Annotated in this window: 18 protein-coding genes; 8 read left to right on the top strand and 10 right to left on the bottom strand. The window is 67.4% G+C overall.

Annotated elements, in window-relative coordinates; translation table 11 throughout:
- Window positions 1-10: 10 nt before the first annotated feature.
- Window positions 11-1,204 carry a hypothetical protein gene (locus AB0M15_RS34500; protein ID WP_363828059.1) on the top strand — a complete coding sequence of 398 codons (1,194 nt, stop codon included), beginning with the start codon at window positions 11-13 and terminating at the stop codon, window positions 1,202-1,204.
- Here AB0M15_RS34500 and AB0M15_RS34495 read toward each other — a convergent pair.
- A complete protein-coding gene (locus AB0M15_RS34495) occupies window positions 1,167-2,021 on the bottom strand; it encodes an acyltransferase domain-containing protein (RefSeq protein WP_363828056.1) in 855 nt (284 codons plus the stop codon). The genes AB0M15_RS34500 and AB0M15_RS34495 overlap by 38 nt on opposite strands.
- Window positions 2,022-2,150: 129 nt before the next feature.
- On the opposite strand from AB0M15_RS34495, the gene AB0M15_RS34490 reads away from it, so the two are divergent.
- A complete protein-coding gene (locus tag AB0M15_RS34490) occupies window positions 2,151-2,690 on the top strand; it encodes a GNAT family N-acetyltransferase (protein WP_363828053.1) in 540 nt (179 codons plus the stop codon).
- Between the two features lies 1 nt (window position 2,691).
- Here the strand turns inward: AB0M15_RS34490 and AB0M15_RS34485 are convergent, their stop codons facing one another.
- The 4 genes from AB0M15_RS34485 to AB0M15_RS34470 all read right to left on the bottom strand — a co-directional run bounded on the left by AB0M15_RS34485 (window position 2,692) and on the right by AB0M15_RS34470 (window position 7,176).
- Window positions 2,692-2,979, bottom strand: a complete 288-nt coding sequence (locus AB0M15_RS34485; RefSeq protein WP_343982505.1) for a 4a-hydroxytetrahydrobiopterin dehydratase — start codon at window positions 2,977-2,979, stop codon at window positions 2,692-2,694.
- A gap of 20 nt (window positions 2,980-2,999) precedes the next feature.
- The gene (locus AB0M15_RS34480) at window positions 3,000-4,394 is read right to left on the bottom strand and encodes an MFS transporter (RefSeq protein ID WP_363828049.1); all 1,395 of its coding nucleotides are present in this window, start codon (window positions 4,392-4,394) and stop codon (window positions 3,000-3,002) included.
- Between the two features lie 34 nt (window positions 4,395-4,428).
- Entirely contained in the window at window positions 4,429-6,405 is a 1,977-nt protein-coding gene (locus AB0M15_RS34475) for an AarF/UbiB family protein (protein ID WP_363828046.1), read from the bottom strand.
- Window positions 6,406-6,600: 195 nt separating this feature from the next.
- The gene (locus AB0M15_RS34470; RefSeq protein ID WP_363828043.1) at window positions 6,601-7,176 is read right to left on the bottom strand and encodes a TetR/AcrR family transcriptional regulator; all 576 of its coding nucleotides are present in this window, start codon (window positions 7,174-7,176) and stop codon (window positions 6,601-6,603) included.
- Between the two features lie 57 nt (window positions 7,177-7,233).
- Between AB0M15_RS34470 and AB0M15_RS34465 the strand changes: the two genes are divergently transcribed.
- On the top strand, window positions 7,234-8,037 hold the full coding sequence (locus AB0M15_RS34465; protein WP_363828040.1) for a deoxyribonuclease IV: 804 nt from the start codon (window positions 7,234-7,236) through the stop codon (window positions 8,035-8,037).
- Between the two features lie 31 nt (window positions 8,038-8,068).
- On the opposite strand, the gene AB0M15_RS34460 is transcribed toward AB0M15_RS34465, so the two are convergent.
- From AB0M15_RS34460 to AB0M15_RS34440, 5 genes are all read right to left on the bottom strand, one after another.
- Complete coding sequence (locus AB0M15_RS34460) at window positions 8,069-8,821, bottom strand: succinate dehydrogenase/fumarate reductase iron-sulfur subunit (protein WP_363828037.1); 753 nt, start codon at window positions 8,819-8,821, stop codon at window positions 8,069-8,071.
- Window positions 8,818-10,698 (bottom strand): fumarate reductase/succinate dehydrogenase flavoprotein subunit, encoded by a 1,881-nt coding sequence (locus tag AB0M15_RS34455; RefSeq protein WP_363828035.1) that lies wholly within the window; start codon window positions 10,696-10,698, stop codon window positions 8,818-8,820. Before AB0M15_RS34455 ends, AB0M15_RS34460 begins: the two co-directional genes overlap by 4 nt.
- A gap of 19 nt (window positions 10,699-10,717) precedes the next feature.
- On the bottom strand, window positions 10,718-11,521 hold the full coding sequence (locus AB0M15_RS34450) for a hypothetical protein (protein ID WP_363828032.1): 804 nt from the start codon (window positions 11,519-11,521) through the stop codon (window positions 10,718-10,720).
- A 76-nt stretch (window positions 11,522-11,597) separates the two neighbouring features.
- Entirely contained in the window at window positions 11,598-11,891 is a 294-nt protein-coding gene (locus AB0M15_RS34445) for a hypothetical protein (protein ID WP_363828029.1), read from the bottom strand.
- A 107-nt stretch (window positions 11,892-11,998) separates the two neighbouring features.
- Window positions 11,999-12,625: a hypothetical protein gene (locus AB0M15_RS34440; RefSeq protein WP_363828026.1), complete on the bottom strand. Its 627-nt coding sequence runs from the start codon at window positions 12,623-12,625 to the stop codon at window positions 11,999-12,001.
- Window positions 12,626-12,665: 40 nt separating this feature from the next.
- Between AB0M15_RS34440 and AB0M15_RS34435 the strand changes: the two genes are divergently transcribed.
- The 5 genes from AB0M15_RS34435 (at window position 12,666) to AB0M15_RS34415 (ending at window position 17,428) form a co-directional block, all read left to right on the top strand.
- On the top strand, window positions 12,666-13,055 hold the full coding sequence (locus AB0M15_RS34435) for a (deoxy)nucleoside triphosphate pyrophosphohydrolase (RefSeq protein ID WP_363828023.1): 390 nt from the start codon (window positions 12,666-12,668) through the stop codon (window positions 13,053-13,055).
- Between the two features lie 165 nt (window positions 13,056-13,220).
- Window positions 13,221-14,267: an ABC transporter permease gene (locus tag AB0M15_RS34430; RefSeq protein WP_343982555.1), complete on the top strand. Its 1,047-nt coding sequence runs from the start codon at window positions 13,221-13,223 to the stop codon at window positions 14,265-14,267.
- A gap of 3 nt (window positions 14,268-14,270) precedes the next feature.
- Window positions 14,271-15,275 (top strand): ABC transporter permease, encoded by a 1,005-nt coding sequence (locus tag AB0M15_RS34425; RefSeq protein WP_363828020.1) that lies wholly within the window; start codon window positions 14,271-14,273, stop codon window positions 15,273-15,275.
- A 19-nt stretch (window positions 15,276-15,294) separates the two neighbouring features.
- Complete coding sequence (locus AB0M15_RS34420; RefSeq protein WP_363828017.1) at window positions 15,295-16,362, top strand: ABC transporter ATP-binding protein; 1,068 nt, start codon at window positions 15,295-15,297, stop codon at window positions 16,360-16,362.
- A gap of 28 nt (window positions 16,363-16,390) precedes the next feature.
- A complete protein-coding gene (locus tag AB0M15_RS34415; RefSeq protein ID WP_363828014.1) occupies window positions 16,391-17,428 on the top strand; it encodes a dipeptide ABC transporter ATP-binding protein in 1,038 nt (345 codons plus the stop codon).
- Window positions 17,429-17,586 lie beyond the last annotated feature (158 nt).

The following is a 17,586-nucleotide window of genomic DNA, read 5'->3' as shown; positions in this document are numbered from 1 at the left end:
CAGTAGAGACGTGGTGAGGCCCGCAGTACTGCGTTTGCTGACCTGTACCGTCGTGATGGCGGCACTGGTCGGTGGCTGCGCCGACGTCCCACTCGATGGGGCGGCACCGGGTGGCAACCCGTCGGCGCCGACCAAGCCGCCGACCAAGAAGCCGAGCAAGCCGGGGCATACCCCGAGCAGCACGCCCAGTGCGACTCCCAGCGTGACGCCGGATCCGTCGACCACCCTCACGCCCGGCGTGAAGGCACCGGCCGCCGCACCCGTCACCCGCAGGTTCCCCAAGACGCTGAGGAACGGCAAGCCGCCGCTGTTCGTGGTCATCTCGTTCGACGGCGCCGGCGATCTCCCGCTGTGGGCGCACTGGCGAGCCATCGCCAAGCAGGGCAACGCCCGGATGACGTTCTTCCTGTCCGGCCCGTACCTCTACCCGCAGTCGCGCAGGACCAACTACAAGCCGCCGTACAAGAAGCCCGGCGCGTCCGACATCGGCTGGGGTGATCCCGAGAAGATCCAGCGGCGGGCCGTCGTGCTCCGCCAGGCGATCGCCGAGGGCCACGAGATCGGTACGCACGCCAACGGGCACTTCTGCGGCAAGGACGGCATCGACCGCTGGACCGGCCCGCAGTGGACCAAGGAGCTGACCGCTTTCGACGCGATGGTGCGCACCGGCCCGACGGTGGCCGCGGGCAAGACGCTGGCGCCGCCGTTCGATCCGACTACGGTCAAGGGGATGCGGACCCCATGTCTGGAGGGCAACAGGCCGGCGTACCGGGCAGTTATGAAGCAGCGCGGGATGCTGTACGACGCCTCCGAGCCGGGCTACATCGCCTGGCCGAAGAAGGAGGACGGGCTGTGGAACTTCCCGTTGCAGTCCGTGCAGCTCGCGGGGACGCACAAGAACACGCTGACGATGGACTACAACCTCTGGTACAGCCAGACGGAGGCGCACGAGGCACCGGTCGCGCATGCACCCGCACTCAAGGCGCAGGTGCTCGCCACCTACCGCAGCGCGCTGGCCCGCTCCCGCGCGGGCGGCAACCCGCCGCTGTTCCTCGGCAACCACTTCAACCGCTGGAACAACAGCGTGTACTCCGATGCGCTGACCAGCTTCGTCGAGGAGACCTGCACGCAGCCGGACGTCCGCTGCGTCTCCAACATCGAGCTGATCAGTTGGCTGACCAAGTACGGCGTACCTGAAGCCTGAGGTAGCCGAACGCGTTCTGCCAGGTGCCGCCGGCCTTGATCCGGGCGACGATCAGGCGCTGCAGGGTCGTGTCCTGCGGGAAGTCGTCCAGGTGGTCGAGGTCGTGGCTGCGGAAGGTGAAGAAGATCGCGCTGTCCTGGGAGTCGCGCGGTACGCCGTACGGGGTGAAGCGGCGGCCGAAGCGGACCATGTTGGAGTCCTGCGGCAGGTTGTCGAGCAGGTACGGATCGAGCAGCCAGGAGCCGAGCGTCGCCGTCTTCACCGGGTACTCCGGGAAGACCCGCGGGAAGAACTCACGAGCCTGCGCGAAACTGTCGTCGATCGACTCGGGGGTCAGCGGGCCGGTCTCCGGGATATGCACGCCGATCACCCATTCACCGGGCTCGGTCCCCGGTACCGGGTTGCCGTCCGGCACCTGGTGCAGCATGAACTGCAGCCGGCCGAGCGCGAAGATCATCCCGGTCCAGTGGATGCCCAGCCACCAGTGCGTGGCCAGCCCGTACTCCCCGAAGGTCCGTCGATGGACGTCCAACTGCTTGCCCAGGTCAGCCAATGTCGCCCAGCTGACTTCATCGCTGATGCCGCGCTGCTGGTGATACCGGCGGATGTCCGGCACCGTCGCGAGGAGTGCCGCCACCGTCACTCGCGGGTCGTCCGGCATCTTCACGGACTCGCCCTCGGCCGGAAACGTCCCGATCGCGGCCCGAATCTGCCCGGCCAGGTCCTCGACGAGGACCGGATCAGCCTCGAACTTCTCCGCGTCCTCCCGATCGGCATCGGTGAAACCCAGCAGTCGATACTCCTCAACGGTGGTCACCCCCCAACCGTAGTCGTTGGATAGTTACCAGTCTCGCGAGATACCGGCCATATCGTTGCCCATGGGCCGTCTGTGTCCGCGATCCGGAAGGCACGTTGGTGGGGCTTCGGGGTCAATAGGATCGTGCGTATGGTCCTTGAGTTTCGGTCGGCGGGTGTCGGTGATGCCGAGCAGGTTGCGGGGCTGCACGCGGATAGTTGGCGGCGGCATTACCGCGGGGCGTTCGCCGATTCGTTCCTTGACGGCGAGCTGGTCGCGGAGCGGGTGGCGGTGTGGTCGAAGCGGCTGGGCGAGCCGGAGGGGACGGCGACGATCGCTGCCGAGCGGGACGGAGAGTTCGTCGGGTTCGTCCACGTGATGTTCGATGTCGACCCGGAGTGGGGGAGCCTGGTCGACAACCTGCATGTGTCTCATAGCCAGCAGCGCGGTGGGATCGGGCGGCAGTTGCTCGGGCGGGCTGCGGAGGCTGTGGTTGAGCAGGCTGTTGGTGATGCGATGTACCTGTGGGTGCTGGAGCAGAACGTCGCGGCGCAGCAGTTCTACCTGGCTGTCGGAGCCAAGTGCGTGGAGACCGCGCCGGTGGCGCCGCCGGGCGGCGATCCAGCCCGGCTCAACGGCACACCCAACGGCCTGCGAATGGCCTGGCCGGACGCAGCCGCCTTCAAGTAGGTCAGCCGGCGGCGGTGTCGATGTGGCGAGCCAGGACGAGGTCGTCGTCGGTGAGCCCGCCCGCTTCGTGGTTGGTCACCCGGAAGGTGATCGTGGTGTAGCGGATGTCGATGTCCGGGTGGTGGTTCATCGACTCGGCCAGCTGGGCGACCGTCGCGACCAGCCGGATGCCGTCCATGAACGAGTCCTTCTTCACGCTGCGCACCAGCGCGTTGTCCACGACCTTCCACTCCGGCAGGTGGTCACGCAACGCGGCATCGATCTGGTCATCGGTCAGCAGCTCAGACATGAGCCACACTCTAGTCCTACTTACCATTCGGTACGGATGCGGTTTGCGGCGCCGAGCGCGGCGAGGGCCAACCCGGCGCTGGTGCTGATGATGGCGCCGAAGACCCAGGCGCCGGGGGCCTCGGCGTTGAGGGCGAGCAGGGTGCCGCTGACGGCCAGAGCGGTGGCGATGCTCATCGTGCCGGCCATCTGGGCGGCGCTGACGTTGCGGCCGGAGTTGCTGTCGTCGGACAGGCCGAGGGTCAGCACCGACAGGCTCGACGAGCTGAGACCCATTCCGATGCCGGCGATCGTCCAGCCGATCAGGCCGAGCCAGATGAGGCCGTCGGCCCACGCCAGGAGTGACGCGCCGGCGAGTCCTGCCGTCATCAGGGTCAGGCCTGTTCGGAGTACCGTCACCCGCTGGAAGCCGTGGTCGCGGCCTTGCAGCCAAGAGCCGAAGGCCCAGCTGACTCCGGTGATCGAGAGCGTGATGCCTGCGCGCGACGGGCTGAAGTCGTGGCGCAGGGTCAGCAGCAGTGGGAGGTAAGCGCCGGTTCCGGCGAAGGCCGCGCCGGTCAGGCCGCGCACTGCGACGACAGAAGGAAACCCGCGACGGAGTACGAAGGTGCCGCGCGGCATCACTCGCACCGCCGCCACGCCGAGCACCACCAGGCTCGCCAGAATCGTCAACCCTGCAAGGAAATGGTGTCGCTCGAGGTGATCGCCCGCGAGCGTCATCGAGAAGAGCGCGACGGACGCACCGAACGCCCACGGCATGGCAGCCCGCCACGCGGCCAGCCCCGCGGCATCCTCCGTACTCCGCTCAGGCGCGGGTGTCCGCCGGGAGAGCCGCATCGCGGGCTGGAGGAGGAACCAACTCGGCACGAGCAGTACGACCGCACCGAGGAACACCCAGCGCCAGCCCACCTGCTCGGTCACGAACCCGGTCAGCACCGGACCGGCCACCGACGGGAGGATCCACATCGCCGCGAACAACGAGAACATCCGCGGGCGCAGTACGGCGGGAAGCGTCCTGGCGACGAGCACCATCAACGCCACGTCGAGCAGCCCCTCCGCCAACCCGCTCAGCAACCGCCCGGCCACCACCATCGGCATCCCTTGTGCGGTGCCGACGAGCAACTGGGCCAGGGCGAACGCGATAGCGCCAGCCCGCAAGGCCGGGATCGGCCCGCGCCGATCTGCCCACTGGCCGGCGATCGCGAGCGCGACCAGGTAGCTCGCGTTGGGCGCCGCGCTCGCCAGCCCGAACAGCCCCAGCGCGTCGAACTCCCCGACCATCGTCGGCAGCGCCGTCCCGACCGCGCGGTTCTCGAACGCGCCCAGCGTCACCAGCGCGACAGCGCCGAACACCAGCGGCAGATGCGGGCCGCTGAACAGCCGCGGCGGTTTCGTGGGGACCTCGGTCACAGACATGGCCCCCATGGTTGAACTTAAAGCGCGCTCGAGGTCAATTGCGGGATCGGGCGTCGGGCAGCCGGAAGACCAGGACCAGGACGCGGAGGACCAGGACCGCGCAGATGACGAGCAGGTTGTAGGCGAAGAGTTGGTACAGGGTGACGGTGTCGGTGACCTTGGGCCCGCCGGGGGTGCCGAGCAGGAGTACTGCCATCAGGCCGGCGGTTGCGCCGAGGACTGCCAACAGGGCCTGGTGGAGCAGGCCGGTCAGGTGGCGGCGGTCGCGTTCGTCGGCGAACAGGCGGACGTTGAGGCCGAGGCGGCCGCTCTCCGCCGCGGCGGCGATCCGGTCGATGCGCCGTGGGAGCCGGCGGAGCATCGGTAGCAACGTGGCCAGCTCCTCGGTCGCAGTACGCCGAAGTGCGTCGGGCGCGAGCCGGTCGGTGACGTGGGCAGCCGCGAAGGAGCGGGACGCGGCGACGAGATCGAAGGCGGGGAAGATGCGCGCGATCGTGCCCTCGACCGTCGCCAGCGCGCGGAAGACCGCCGCGACCTCCGGGGGCACGCCCAACTCGTGCGTGGTGATGATCTTGAACAGGTCGTTGAACATGGCCGGCCCGATCGCCGCGCCGGCGCCCAGATGCCGCGCCATGAACTGCCCGACCGCGCGCTCCAGGCTCTGCTCGTCGATCACGTCCGGCCGATAGACGATCTCCAGCAACGCATCGGTCGCGGCCACCGGATCGCCGTGGTCGACGGCGAGCAGGAATCGCTGCAACGCCTCGCGGGTGGACGGATCGAGTCGCCCGACCGAGCCGAGGTCGAGCATGCCGATCCGGCCGTCGGTGAGCAGCAGGAAGTTGCCCGGGTGCGGATCCGCGTGGAACACACCGTCGATCGCGACCTGACCGAGCAGGCACTCGAACAGCACCTTCGCCAACTTGGCCGCGTCCAGCCCTCGCTCTGCGATCGACTTGGCGGCGCCTCCGAGACCGATCCCGTCGAGATGCTGCATGGTCAGCACGCGGCGGGTCGAGTACTTCGGATACAGCTCCGGTACGACGACATCGCGGTTCCCAGCCACTGACTTGCCGGCCGCGACGCTGGCCATGTTGCCCGCCTCGACGGTGAAGTCGAGCTCCTCCCGCATCGCGTCCGCGAACCCGGTCGCGAGCGAACGCACGCCCATCGACCTTCCCCAATCGGTGTTGCGCTCGAGCAACCGCGCCAGCCGCTGCACGATGTCGAGGTCGCGCTCGACGACCGACGCGATGCCGGGACGCTGCACCTTCACCACGACCGGTACGCCGTCCAGCAGGGCCGTGTGCACCTGAGCCACCGAGGCGGCGGCGAGTGGCTCGGTGGCGAGGTCGGCGAACACCTGCTGGGGTGGCGCGCCGAGTTCCTCAGTGAGTACAGACTCGATCTGGTGCCACGGCGCGGGGGAGACCTGGTCCTGCAACCGGCTCAGCTCCAGTGCGACCGATGGCGGGATCACGTCGCTGCGGGTCGACAGCACCTGGCCGAGCTTCACGAAGGTGACGCCCGCCTCGTCGAGCGCGAGCCGCAGCGATCGGGCGAGGTCCGCCTGGCCGGCCGCGTTCTCGTGTCCGGGGCGGCGGCGGCCGCGCAGGTACGGGCCGAGGCCGTGCTTGATCGCGATCCGGAGGATCTGCAGGTACCGCCGGGTGCGCGCCAGCTTGCCGCTCAGGTCGCGGCGCAGATCACGGGCCCTGGGCAACGATCCGGTCGGCACCAGCGCCTCGGCGAGGACCAGGAAGATGAGTCCGGCAAGCATCGAGCACAACGCCGTCAACGCCAGCAGGGCGAAGGCCGCGCCGTTCGACCCGGTCCACGGCGGTGGCCCGGAGACCGCCTTCGCCAGCGGCCCGGCAAGCGCCAGCGTCAGCGCGGCACCGACCGCCAACCGCCCGAACCCGAACCGGACCCCCAGCAAGCGTTGAGAAATCGGCACGAACAAGAACATGAAGATGCCGATATTGACCAGCCCGATCAAAGCCACGTCCATGCCCGCACCCTAGGGCCCACACCCGTCCACCCGCCTCACCCACGCGGGGGATCGGTCTCCCCGCCCGGTATGGGCTGGGCGGGGAGACCGAGTGGCGGGCGTCGAGGGAACCCGCCTGCCCGGACCTACACAGTCCGGGCGGCCCCGGCCGACCCTGATTGCGGCCGAGGCTGCTTGCCTTCTTTCGTTGGGGGTTCAGACGTCCTTGAGGGCGGCGTCGAGGGTGCGGTGGAGGTGGGCGGGAGCGGCACCGGACTTGGCCAGCACGCTGGTGCCGATGACGGCTGTCAGCAGGGCGCTCGCGGAGTCGGCGGGTGTGCGGTCCGAGGTGAGCTCGCCGGTGGTCCGGGCTCGCTCGAGGGCGGCCCGGAAGGTGTGCTCGATCTGGCGGAAGAGGTCTTTGGCGACGTCGGCGACACCCTCGTCGGTGCTGCCGAGCTCGGCGACGGAGTTGACGATCAGGCAGCCGTAGCGGTGGTCGCCGATGCCGGCCAGGGTGCGCATCGCCTCGCGGAGCCGGGGCAGGATCGGGCCGGGGCCGTCGAGTCCTGCTGACAGCGCGGTGACGCGGTTGGCGGAGTACCGGCGGAGCGCCAGCTCGAACAGGTGGTGCTTGCTCTTGAAGGTGTTGTAGAGGCTGCCGCGGCCGATGCCGAGCTCGTCGGCCAGGTTCTGCGGGGTGGTCGCCGCGAAGCCGCGCTGCCAGAACACCTCGACCGCCTTGTCGAGCGCCTCGTCGGCCTCGAACTTCATCGGTCTGCCCATCGCCATGGCGCCATAGTAGGCACTTGTTGAATCCAAGGTCAAAAAGTCGGGTACGCTGGCCAGGTGATCGGATCGCATGTAGCTGTCGGGGGCGGGCTGGTGAAGGTCGGCCTGGCCGAGGCTGACCAGATCGGCGCCGAGATCATCCAGCTCTTCGCGGGCAACCCCCGGAGCTGGGCGCCAGGCGCCGCCAACCCAGCCGCAGACGAGGCCTTCCGGGCCGCCTGCGCCGAGCGGCAGTTGCCGGTGGTGGTGCACGCCCCGCACCTGATCAACCTCGGCGCTCCGTCAGACCTTGTACTGTCTCGCTCGCTGGCCGCCCTGGAGCTGACCCTCCAACGCGCGTCGGACCTCGGTGCCATCGCTGTTGTCGTCCACGCCGGATCGTCGGTCACCCCGGGCCGGCGGGCAACGGCCTTGGCTGCCCTGCCCAACCTGATCAGCCCACTCGTCGACCGGGCCGACCCGGAGGTCCGGCTGCTGATCGAGCCGACCGCGGGCGCGGGCGAGTCGATGGCTTCGACGATCGCCAGCACGGCCGAGTACCTCCAGGCTGTGAACGACGAGCGGGTCGGGCTCTGCCTCGACACCTGCCATCTGCATGCCGCCGGCGAAGACCTCGCGGCGCCGGACTTGCTCGACGACCTGCGGAACATCGCCCTCATCCACGTCAACGACAGCCGCGATCCTCGGGGCTCTCACCGCGATCGGCACGAATCGCTCGACGCCGGCACGATCGGCCTGCCGACGCTGGCCGCCTTCCTCGCCCATCCGGTGCTGGCGGAAGTACCGATGCTGGTGGAGACGCCGACCCACGAGCGCGACGTCGCTCTCCTCAAGAGCGTGAAAAGGCCCACCCCGGTGTGAACCAGGGCGGGCCTCATCAGTTGCTGAATGATCAGCCTTCGCGGCGGCGGATCTTGTTGCCGAGCCAGACCAGCGGGTCGTACTTGCGATCGGCGACACGTTCCTTCATCGGGATGAGGGCGTTGTCGGTGATCTTGATGTGCTCGGGGCACACCTCGGTGCAGCACTTGGTGATGTTGCAGAAGCCGAGACCGTGGTCCTCCTGGGCCGACTTCTGCCGGTCCGCGGCGTCCAGCGGATGCATGTCCAGCTCGGCGATCCGCATCAGGAAACGCGGACCGGAGAAGGACTCCTTGTTCTCCTCGTGATCCCGGATCACGTGGCAGGTGTCCTGGCACAGGAAGCACTCGATGCACTTGCGGAACTCCTGCGAGCGCTCCACGTCGACCTGCTGCATCCGGTACTCGCCCGGCTTCAGGTCGGCCGGCGGAGCGAACGCGGGCACCTCGCGTGCCTTCTGGTAGTTGAAGGACACGTCGGTGACCAGGTCCTTGATCACCGGGAACGTCCGCAGCGGGGTGACCGTGACGGTCTCGCCCTCCTCGAACGTGTTCATCCGGCACATGCACATCAGCTTCGGCATGCCGTTGATCTCGGCGCTGCAGGAGCCGCACTTGCCGGCCTTGCAGTTCCAGCGGACCGCCAGATCCGGGGTCTGGGTCGCCTGCAGCCGGTGGATGACGTCGAGGACGACCTCGCCCTCGTTCACCTCGACCTCGAAGTCCTCGAGGTCACCACCGTCACCGTCCCCACGCCACACCCGGAACTTCGCCAGGTAGCTCATGCCGGCAGCTCCTCCTCAGTGAGGTACTTCTTCAACTCGTCCAGCTCGAACAGTTCCAGCAGGTCGTCGCGCATCGGGATCTGGTCCTTCTTGACCACGGTGACCCCGTCGCCGGCGCTCTCCAGCGAGCAGACCAGCAGCAGCTTGCGCCACTCCGCGTTCATGCCCGGGAAGTCGTCGCGGGTGTGACCGCCACGGGACTCCTCGCGCAGCAGCGCGGCCTTCGCGACGCACTCCGACACGGTCAGCATGTTGCGCAGGTCGAGCGCGAGGTGCCAGCCCGGGTTGAACTGCCGGTGCCCCTCGACCGTCATCTTCGCGATCCGGCCGCGGAACTCGGCCAGCCGCGACAGCGCCTGCTCGATCTCGTCGGCCTTGCGGATGATGCCGACCAGGTCGTTCATCGACTGCTGCAGTTCCTGGTGGATCGTGTACGGGTTCTCGCCACCCTCGAGCTCGAACGGCGCGAGGGCCTCGGCGGCCGCCGCGTCGACGTCGGCCTCGGAGATCTTCGGCCGGTTCTCGCCGAGCGACTCGACGTACAACGCCGCACCGGCTCCGGCGCGACGGCCGAAGACGAGCAGGTCGGACAGCGAGTTGCCACCGAGCCGGTTCGAGCCGTGCATGCCACCGGCAACCTCACCGGCGGCGTACAGACCCTTGACCGACGACTGCGCGGTGTCCGGCTCGACCTCGACGCCACCCATCACGTAGTGACAGGTCGGGCCGACCTCCATCGGCTCGGCCGTGATGTCGACGTCCGCCAGCTCCTTGAACTGGTGGTACATCGACGGCAGCCGGCGTTGGATCTCCTCGGCGGGCAGCCGGGAGGAGACGTCCAGGAAGACGCCGCCGTGCGGGGTTCCGCGGCCGGCCTTGACCTCGGAGTTGATCGCCCGGGCGACCTCGTCGCGGGGCAGCAGTTCCGGTGGGCGCCGGTTGTTGTCGGCGTCCTTGTACCAGCGGTCGGCTTCTTCTTCGGTTTCGGCGTACTGCGCGCGGAACACGTCCGGCACGTAGTCGAACATGAACCGCTTGCCTTCGGAGTTCTTCAGCACGCCACCGTCACCGCGGACCGACTCGGTGACCAGGATGCCCTTCACCGACGGCGGCCAGACCATGCCGGTCGGGTGGAACTGGATGAACTCCATGTTGATCAGCGTCGCGCCGGCCCGCATCGCGAGGGCGTGACCGTCACCGGTGTACTCCCACGAGTTCGAGGTGACCTTGAACGACTTGCCGACACCGCCGGTGGCCAGGATGACGGCCGGCGCGTCGAACAGGACGAACCGGCCCGACTCACGCCAGTACCCGAAGGCGCCGGAGATCGCGTCGCCGTCCTTCAACAGCTCAGTGATCGTGCACTCGGCGTAGACCTTGAGGTTGGCCTCGTAGTCGCCGGTGGCCTTGAAGTCCTCCTGCTGCAGCGAAACGATCTTCTGCTGCAGGGTGCGGATCAGCTCCAGGCCGGTCCGGTCGCCGACGTGCGCGAGCCGCGGGTAGGTGTGACCGCCGAAGTTGCGCTGGCTGATCTTGCCGTCCGGCGTCCGGTCGAACAGCGCGCCGTACGTCTCCAGCTCCCAGACCCGGTCGGGGGCTTCCTGCGCGTGCAGTTCGGCCATCCGCCAGTTGTTCAGGAACTTGCCGCCACGCATCGTGTCGACGTAGTGGGTCTTCCAGTTGTCGTTGGAGTTCGCGTTGCCCATCGCCGCGGCACAGCCACCCTCGGCCATCACCGTGTGCGCCTTGCCGAACAGCGACTTGCAGATGATCGCGGTGCGCTTGCCCTGCTCACGGGCCTCGATCGCGGCCCGGAGACCGGCGCCGCCGGCGCCGATCACGATCACGTCGTACTGGTGTCGTTCCAGCTCAGTCATAAGAGATCAAACGTCCGTATCAGTTGATGAAGCGCAGATCGGAGAACCAGCCGGCCGAGACCGACATGATGTACGCGTCGGTGATGATCACGGTGAAGAGCGAGATCATCGCGTACGTGCCGTGCTTGGGGTTCAGCTTCGACACGAAGGTCCAGTACCGGTAGCGCAACGGGTGCTTGGAGAAGTTCTTCAGCCGGCCGCCGACGATGTGCCGGCAGGCGTGGCACGACAGCGTGTACATCCACAGCATCACCAGGTTGATCCAGATGATCAGCGTGCCGAGGCCGATGCCGAAGCCACCGTCCTTGCCGTGGAAGGCCTGGGTGCCGTCGTAGACGTTGAGCAGACCGAACAGCAGCGCGCCGTAGAAGAAGTACCGGTGCAGGTTCACCGCGGTGATCGGGAACTTGCGCTCACCGTTGTACTTCTTGTGCGGCTCCGGCACCGCGCAGGCGCCCGGTGCGATCAGCAACGACCGCCAGCCCGCCTTGCGGTAGTAGTAGCAGGTACCGCGGAAGCCGGCCAGGACAGCGAACGTGATGATGCTGAACGGGATCACCCGGGGGAAGTCCCCGAACCAGGTGCCCAGGTGGCTCGAGCCCTCGACACAGGACGAGGTCACGCACGGCGAGTACAACGGGGTGAGGTAGTGGTACGCGTCGACCCAGTAGTACTTGTTCATGAAGATCCGGACCGTCGCGTAGACGACGAAGAAGCCCAGGATCACGCCGATCCGCAGCGGCGCGAGCCACCAGCGATCGGTCCGTAGAGTCTTCTGCTTGATCTGTGCGCGACCCGGCGCGCTAACGCCCGTCGTCGCCATCAGAACCGTCCTCGCTTCGCTGCGGGCGGTTCTGCTGGCGAAACGCCACTGTGCTTATGTACCTCGCTGCGCTCGGTCATGGAGCGCGCCGGTCAGGGGCGCCGAAGCCTTCGTGCTCCGCGTCGGTCCACATGGACGCGTCGTATTCCACGTCGGGGATCTCCTCGAGTTCCTCCGGAACGGGTCCGGGTCTGTGATGAGGGTCGGGAGGGCCGAGCTCGGCCAGGTCGTCGCTCAGCCTGGCCACGTCCGACACCAATCGGCGAACGCCGAGGGTGTCACCGTACTCCTGGCTCAACTTGCCGACGCCGGCGTGTAGCGCTGCCAATGCTCGCTGCACCGCTGCCACGGCGCTGTTGCCGTCACCCATACCGACTCCAGTGATGGTTTTGTCGCTGTAAGTATGGGCACACTTTGCCCTCGCGCGGCGCACAACGGAAGACCCCTCGGTACGGCGTGTTCCTAGTTAGGTTTACCTCAGTTGCCGATGGCTGTCGGGTGGAGTAAAGGGCCGAATCCGGCCTTGAGTACAAGGAGATTCGCGGGCGGCGTCAGTACTTCGACCTCGCGCAACCCGGCCGGCCGGGCGGGTGTGTCGTATCCCTCCCACGACCAGCCGAGCACCTTGCCGGCCAGTACCAGGGCAGGCCGGCCGTCGAAGCGGATCATCGCGCCGTCGGGCAACTCGTCGAGGCCGGCGATCGTGGTGCGCTGCTGCCGGGTTCGCGGTTCGACCCGTTCGAGATGGAGCTGGGCGTCCATCGCGGTGGCCCGCGGCCGTTCGTGCAGACCACGGGCGGCGGCCCATGCACCGGCGTACAGGAGGTAGTCGCGGCGGCGGCAGTATGCGCACGGGCGGTGGCCGGCGGCGAGGGCGACCGCTTCGTCGAAGAAGAACAGCGCGGTCCAGCGTCCGGGCGGCATCGGATCGCGCTGGACGCCCTTCCAGTCCAGGACGCAGCAGATCCAGGCCTTCGACCGCCAGCGGGTGGTGCCGAGGGTGCGGTCGGGATGGTGGATGGTGCCGCGGTTGCCCATCAGCAGACCGCGACCGGCGTCGGCCACGATCTCCTGGGTCGGCAGCACTCGGTTCTGTAGTGGCACCCGGCCATCATCCAGGCAAGCTCTGGAAGAGTGCAGCCCCATGAGTGAGCCGCAGGTGGTCGTCGGGGTGGCCGTGATCCGGGACGGCCTGGTGCTGGCGGCGCTGCGTCCTGGTCCGGACGGTGGCTGGGAGTTTCCGGGCGGCAAGGTCGAACCGGGGGAGACCGATGCACAGGCCGCGATCAGGGAATTACGCGAGGAATTGGCGGTCGAGATCGAGCCCGGGGTGTCCCTCGGTCCGGCCCAGCCCATCGGAGATCGTTACCAGTTGCGCGTGTACGCTGCGGCGCTGATACGTGGTGAACCGGTTTTGTCCGAACACAGCGCGATCCGATGGGTAGGCGCGGCCGAGTTGGCACTGCTGGATTGGTTACCAGCTGACCGTCCGTTCCTTCCCGCTCTACGCCAAGTAGTCGAAAACGGCACATAAGTGCGGGTGGCACTGAATGCCCGGGTAACCGTGGCACTAATCCGTCACGATTCCGTGACATCGGTGAGTGCCCGGTGGCGTCCACACTGCGAGATCCGTAGGGTTCCCGGCAACTCGACCGTCGGGGTGACGACGTGCGATTCAAGGGGAAGGTAGGCAACAGCGATGACGCTGGGGGTTACAGAAGACCTGTCTCCGGACGGCGGTCTTCCGGCAGACGGCTTGGCCGAGACAACTGAGGCCAAGCAGATCGAAGGCCGGTCCCTAGGGCAGATCGCCTGGGCCCGGCTGAAGAAGGACAAGATCGCGGTGATCAGCGCGGTCATCATCCTGCTGATCATCGCGGTGGCGATCTTCGCCCCGCTGATCGTGAAGATCAACGGCTTCCCGCCGGACCAGTTCAACAAGCTGAACAAGGACGGCACGCCGCTGCTGAACACGCGCGACGGCAGCATCCCGATCGGCGGTCTGTTCGGCAGCGGTTCGAGCAGCGAGCACTGGCTCGGCGTCGAGCCGCAGAACGGCCGCGACGTGTTCTCCCGGCTGGTCTACGGCACCCGGGTATCCCTGCTGGTCGCGCTCGGTGGCACGATCATCGCGATCGTGCTCGGCACCGTGATCGGCATGGTCTCCGGCTACTTCGGTGGCTGGATCGACACCGTGCTGAGCCGGCTGATGGACATCATGCTGAGCTTCCCCTCGCTGCTCTTCATCATGGCGCTGACGCCGGTGGTCGCCGACCGCGGCCAGGCCCTGTTCGGGATACCCGACGACAACCGGCTCCGATTAGGCGTGCTGATGTTCGTCCTCGGCTTCTTCGGCTGGGCCTATCTGGCCCGGATCGTGCGCGGGCAGACGCTCTCGCTGCGGGAGCGTGAGTTCGTCGAGGCCGCCCGCTCGCTCGGGGCCGGCCCGATGTACGTGATCTTCAAGCAGATCCTGCCGAACATGCTGCCGACCCTGCTCGTCTACACGACGCTGCTGATCCCGAGCAACATTACCGCGGAGGCCGCACTGTCCTTCCTCGGTGTCGGTATCAAGGAGCCCACCAGCTCCTGGGGCCGGATGATCAGCGACGCCTCGCAGTGGATCGAGAGCAATCCGCTGTACCTGTTCTTCCCGGGTATGGCGCTGTTCATCACCGTTCTGGCGTTCAACCTGCTCGGTGACTCCGTGCGTGACGCCCTCGACCCGCGTGCCGGGAGGAGCTGACCCATGGGCCGCTATCTGATCCGCCGGCTGCTGCAGACGGTCCTCATCCTCTGGGTGATCTCTGCCATCACGTTCTTCCTGTTCTGGATCACGCCGGCGAACCCCGCCCTGCTGATCTGTGGCAAGAACTGCGACACCGCGACGATCCAGACCGTGAACGAGACCTACGGGTTCGACGACCCGCTGATCGTCCAGTACGGCACGTACATGAAGGGCCTGGTCAACCCGGGCGGCCGGGACATCGGTACCGCCGGCAGCGAGCACAACTGCGCCTGGCCGTGCTTCGGTGAGTCCTACCAGAACGGCATCCCGGTCTGGACCTCGATCTCCGACGCCTTCCCGCCCACCCTGTGGCTGGCCGTCGGGGCCGCGATCATCTGGCTGATCGGCGGCGTGATGCTCGGCCTGCTGGCCGCCCTGCGGAAGGGCAAATGGCTGGACAAGCTGAGCGTCGGGCTGGCGCTGTTCGGCGTCTCGTTCCCGACCATCGTGTTCGGTTATCTGCTGTTGTTCCTGTTCATCGTGAAGCTCAAATGGCTGCCGTTCCCGGACACGGCCAATTCCGAGCTGTTCACCGTCGGGCCGTTCAAGTGGCTGCAGTTCTACATCCTGCCCTGGCTGACGCTGGCGCTGGTCTACGCGGCGCTGTACACCCGGATCACCCGGGCCAACATGATCGACACGATGAACGAGGACTACATCCGCACCGCCCGGGCCAAGGGCCTGGGTGAGGGGACAGTGATCTTCAAGCACGGTCTGCGGTCCGCGCTGACGCCGATCGTGACGATCTTCGGCCTGGACCTCGGTGGTCTGCTCGGCGGCGCGGTGATCACCGAACAGGTCTTCAGCATCACCGGGCTGGGCAAGTTCTCGATCGACTCGGTACTCGGCAACGACCTGCCCTCGATCATGGGTGTCGTCTTGTTCGCCGCGATCTTCGTCGTGCTGGCCAACGTGATCGTCGACGTCCTGTACGCCTTCATCGACCCGCGCGTGCGGTTGTCCTGACCCGTCGAGGAGACGACAAGTGACCGAGACTGTGACGACCACAGCATCCACGGACCGCACCGGCAAGCCGTTCCTTGAGCTCAAGGACCTGCAGGTGCACTTCCCGACCGACGACGGCCTGGTCAAGGCCGTGAACGGACTGAGCTTCAGCCTGGAGCGCGGCAAGACGCTGGGCATCGTGGGCGAGTCCGGCTCCGGCAAGAGTGTGTCCAGCCTGGCCATCATGGGCCTGCACAAGGGCAGCCGGGCCAAGGTGACCGGTGAGATCTGGCTGGACGGCGCCGAGCTGGTGGACATGTCCATCCCGGAGATCCGCCGGCTGCGCGGCCAGCAGGTCGCGATGATCTTCCAGGACCCGCTGTCGGCGATGCATCCGTTCTACCGGGTCGGCGACCAGCTGGTCGAGGCGTACCGGGTGCACAACGACGTGACCAAGGCGGTCGCCAAGAAGCGCGCGGTCGATCTGCTCGACCGGGTCGGCATTCCGTCGCCGGACAAGCGGTTCTACGACTACCCGCACCAGTTCTCCGGCGGTATGCGGCAGCGCGCGATGATCGCGATGGCGCTGATGTGCGACCCGCAGCTGCTGATCGCGGACGAGCCGACCACGGCCCTGGACGTCACCGTCCAGGCCCAGATCCTGGACCTGATGCAGGATCTGCAGAAGGAGTTCAACTCCGCGATCGTGATCATCACCCACGACCTCGGCGTCGTCGCCCAGATGGCCCAGGACGTGGTGGTCATGTACGGCGGCCGGGTGGTCGAGTCCGGCCCGGTCCGGGACATCTTCTACCGGCCCGAGATGCCCTACACCTGGGGTCTGCTCGGCTCGATCCCGCGGGTCAACCGCGGTGGCGATCACCGGCTCAAGGCGATCCGGGGTACTCCTCCGTCGCTGATCAACCTGCCCAAGGGGTGCCCGTTCCAGCCGCGCTGCGACTACCAGCAGCACGTCGAGGGGCACTCCTGCACGGGTGAGGTACCGGAGCTGCTGCAGGTCGGCACGGACCCGCACCGGGTCCGCTGCCACATCGAGCACGCGGAGCGCACAAAGCTGTTCACCGAGCAGATCAAGCCGAACCTGTGATGCCGGCCGTCAAGTTTGAGGAGCGATCGTGAGTACGTCGACGTCGGCCGAAGAGGTCGTCCGGCCGGAGCAGGGCGAGGCACTGCTCGAGGTCAAGGGCTTGCAGCGGTACTTCCCGGTCACCCGGGGCATCGTGTTCCAGCGGCAGACCGGCGCGGTCAAGGCGGTCGACGGGGTGGACTTCACCATCCGCTCCGGCGAGACGCTCGGCGTGGTCGGTGAGTCGGGCTGTGGCAAGACGACCACGGGCCGCCTCGTCACCCGGCTGGACGAGCCGACCGGTGGCACCATCCGGTTCGAGGGCTCCGACATCACCCACCTGAGCCGGCAGAAGATGCGGCCGTTCCGGCGTCAGGTCCAGATGATCTTCCAGGACCCGTTCTCGTCGCTGAACCCGCGGCAGACGATCGGCACCATCATCGCGGCGCCGTTCGAGATCCAGGGTGTGAAGAGCGAGGGCGGCACGAAGAAGGCCGTCCAGGCGCTGATGGAGCGGGTCGGGCTCAACCCGGAGCACTACAACCGGTACCCGCACGAGTTCTCCGGCGGCCAGCGGCAGCGGATCGGGGTGGCCCGGGCGCTCGCGCTGCGGCCCAAGCTGATCGTCTGCGACGAGCCGGTCTCCGCGCTCGACGTCTCGATCCAGGCGCAGATCGTGAACCTGCTGGAGGACCTGCAGGACGAGTTCGAGCTGGCCTACATGTTCATCGCGCACGACCTGTCGGTGATCCGGCACATCTCGGACCGGGTCGCGGTGATGTACCTGGGCAAGGTCGTCGAGATCGCTGAGCGTGACGAGCTGTACAACCACGCCCGGCACCCCTACACCCACGCGCTGCTGTCGGCGGTACCGGAAGCGGACCCCGACGCAGTGGCTCATCGGGAGCGGATCCGGCTCACCGGCGACGTGCCGAGCCCCCTGAACCCGCCGTCCGGTTGCCGATTCCGGACACGTTGCTGGAAAGCGCAGGACATCTGCGCCGAGCAGGAGCCGCCGCTGGTGCAGATCGGCGCACCGGATCACCAGGCCGCCTGCCACTTCCCCGAGGAGCGCGATGTGATCTGAACATTGCGCAGAGTCACCTTAGGTCTATCGATGGCAATGAACCAATCACGATCTGGTCACCGAGCCGCAAGCTCGTTGCACCACCTGTGAATCCGTGAGTTGATAACCGCGAATTGTGACGCCAGATGACCTATCCGGCCGCCGCGACCCGGCGTGGA

It is taken from the genome of Kribbella sp. NPDC051718 (genome assembly GCF_040681515.1).
Classification (GTDB): domain Bacteria; phylum Actinomycetota; class Actinomycetes; order Propionibacteriales; family Kribbellaceae; genus Kribbella.
Note: the sequence above shows the minus strand (reverse complement) of the source record. Positions and strands in the feature narration are given on the sequence as shown.

Coding starts and splice junctions, on each gene's coding strand:
- AB0M15_RS34490 (WP_363828053.1), top strand. CDS start 2,151: ATGGTCCTTGAGTTTCGGTCGGCGGGTGTCGGTGATGCCGAGCAGGTT.
- AB0M15_RS34485 (WP_343982505.1), bottom strand. CDS start 2,979: ATGTCTGAGCTGCTGACCGATGACCAGATCGATGCCGCGTTGCGTGAC.
- AB0M15_RS34480 (WP_363828049.1), bottom strand. CDS start 4,394: ATGTCTGTGACCGAGGTCCCCACGAAACCGCCGCGGCTGTTCAGCGGC.
- AB0M15_RS34475 (WP_363828046.1), bottom strand. CDS start 6,405: ATGGACGTGGCTTTGATCGGGCTGGTCAATATCGGCATCTTCATGTTC.
- AB0M15_RS34470 (WP_363828043.1), bottom strand. CDS start 7,176: ATGGCGATGGGCAGACCGATGAAGTTCGAGGCCGACGAGGCGCTCGAC.
- AB0M15_RS34460 (WP_363828037.1), bottom strand. CDS start 8,821: ATGAGCTACCTGGCGAAGTTCCGGGTGTGGCGTGGGGACGGTGACGGT.
- AB0M15_RS34455 (WP_363828035.1), bottom strand. CDS start 10,698: ATGACTGAGCTGGAACGACACCAGTACGACGTGATCGTGATCGGCGCC.
- AB0M15_RS34450 (WP_363828032.1), bottom strand. CDS start 11,521: ATGGCGACGACGGGCGTTAGCGCGCCGGGTCGCGCACAGATCAAGCAG.
- AB0M15_RS34445 (WP_363828029.1), bottom strand. CDS start 11,891: ATGGGTGACGGCAACAGCGCCGTGGCAGCGGTGCAGCGAGCATTGGCA.
- AB0M15_RS34435 (WP_363828023.1), top strand. CDS start 12,666: ATGAGTGAGCCGCAGGTGGTCGTCGGGGTGGCCGTGATCCGGGACGGC.
- AB0M15_RS34430 (WP_343982555.1), top strand. CDS start 13,221: ATGACGCTGGGGGTTACAGAAGACCTGTCTCCGGACGGCGGTCTTCCG.
- AB0M15_RS34425 (WP_363828020.1), top strand. CDS start 14,271: ATGGGCCGCTATCTGATCCGCCGGCTGCTGCAGACGGTCCTCATCCTC.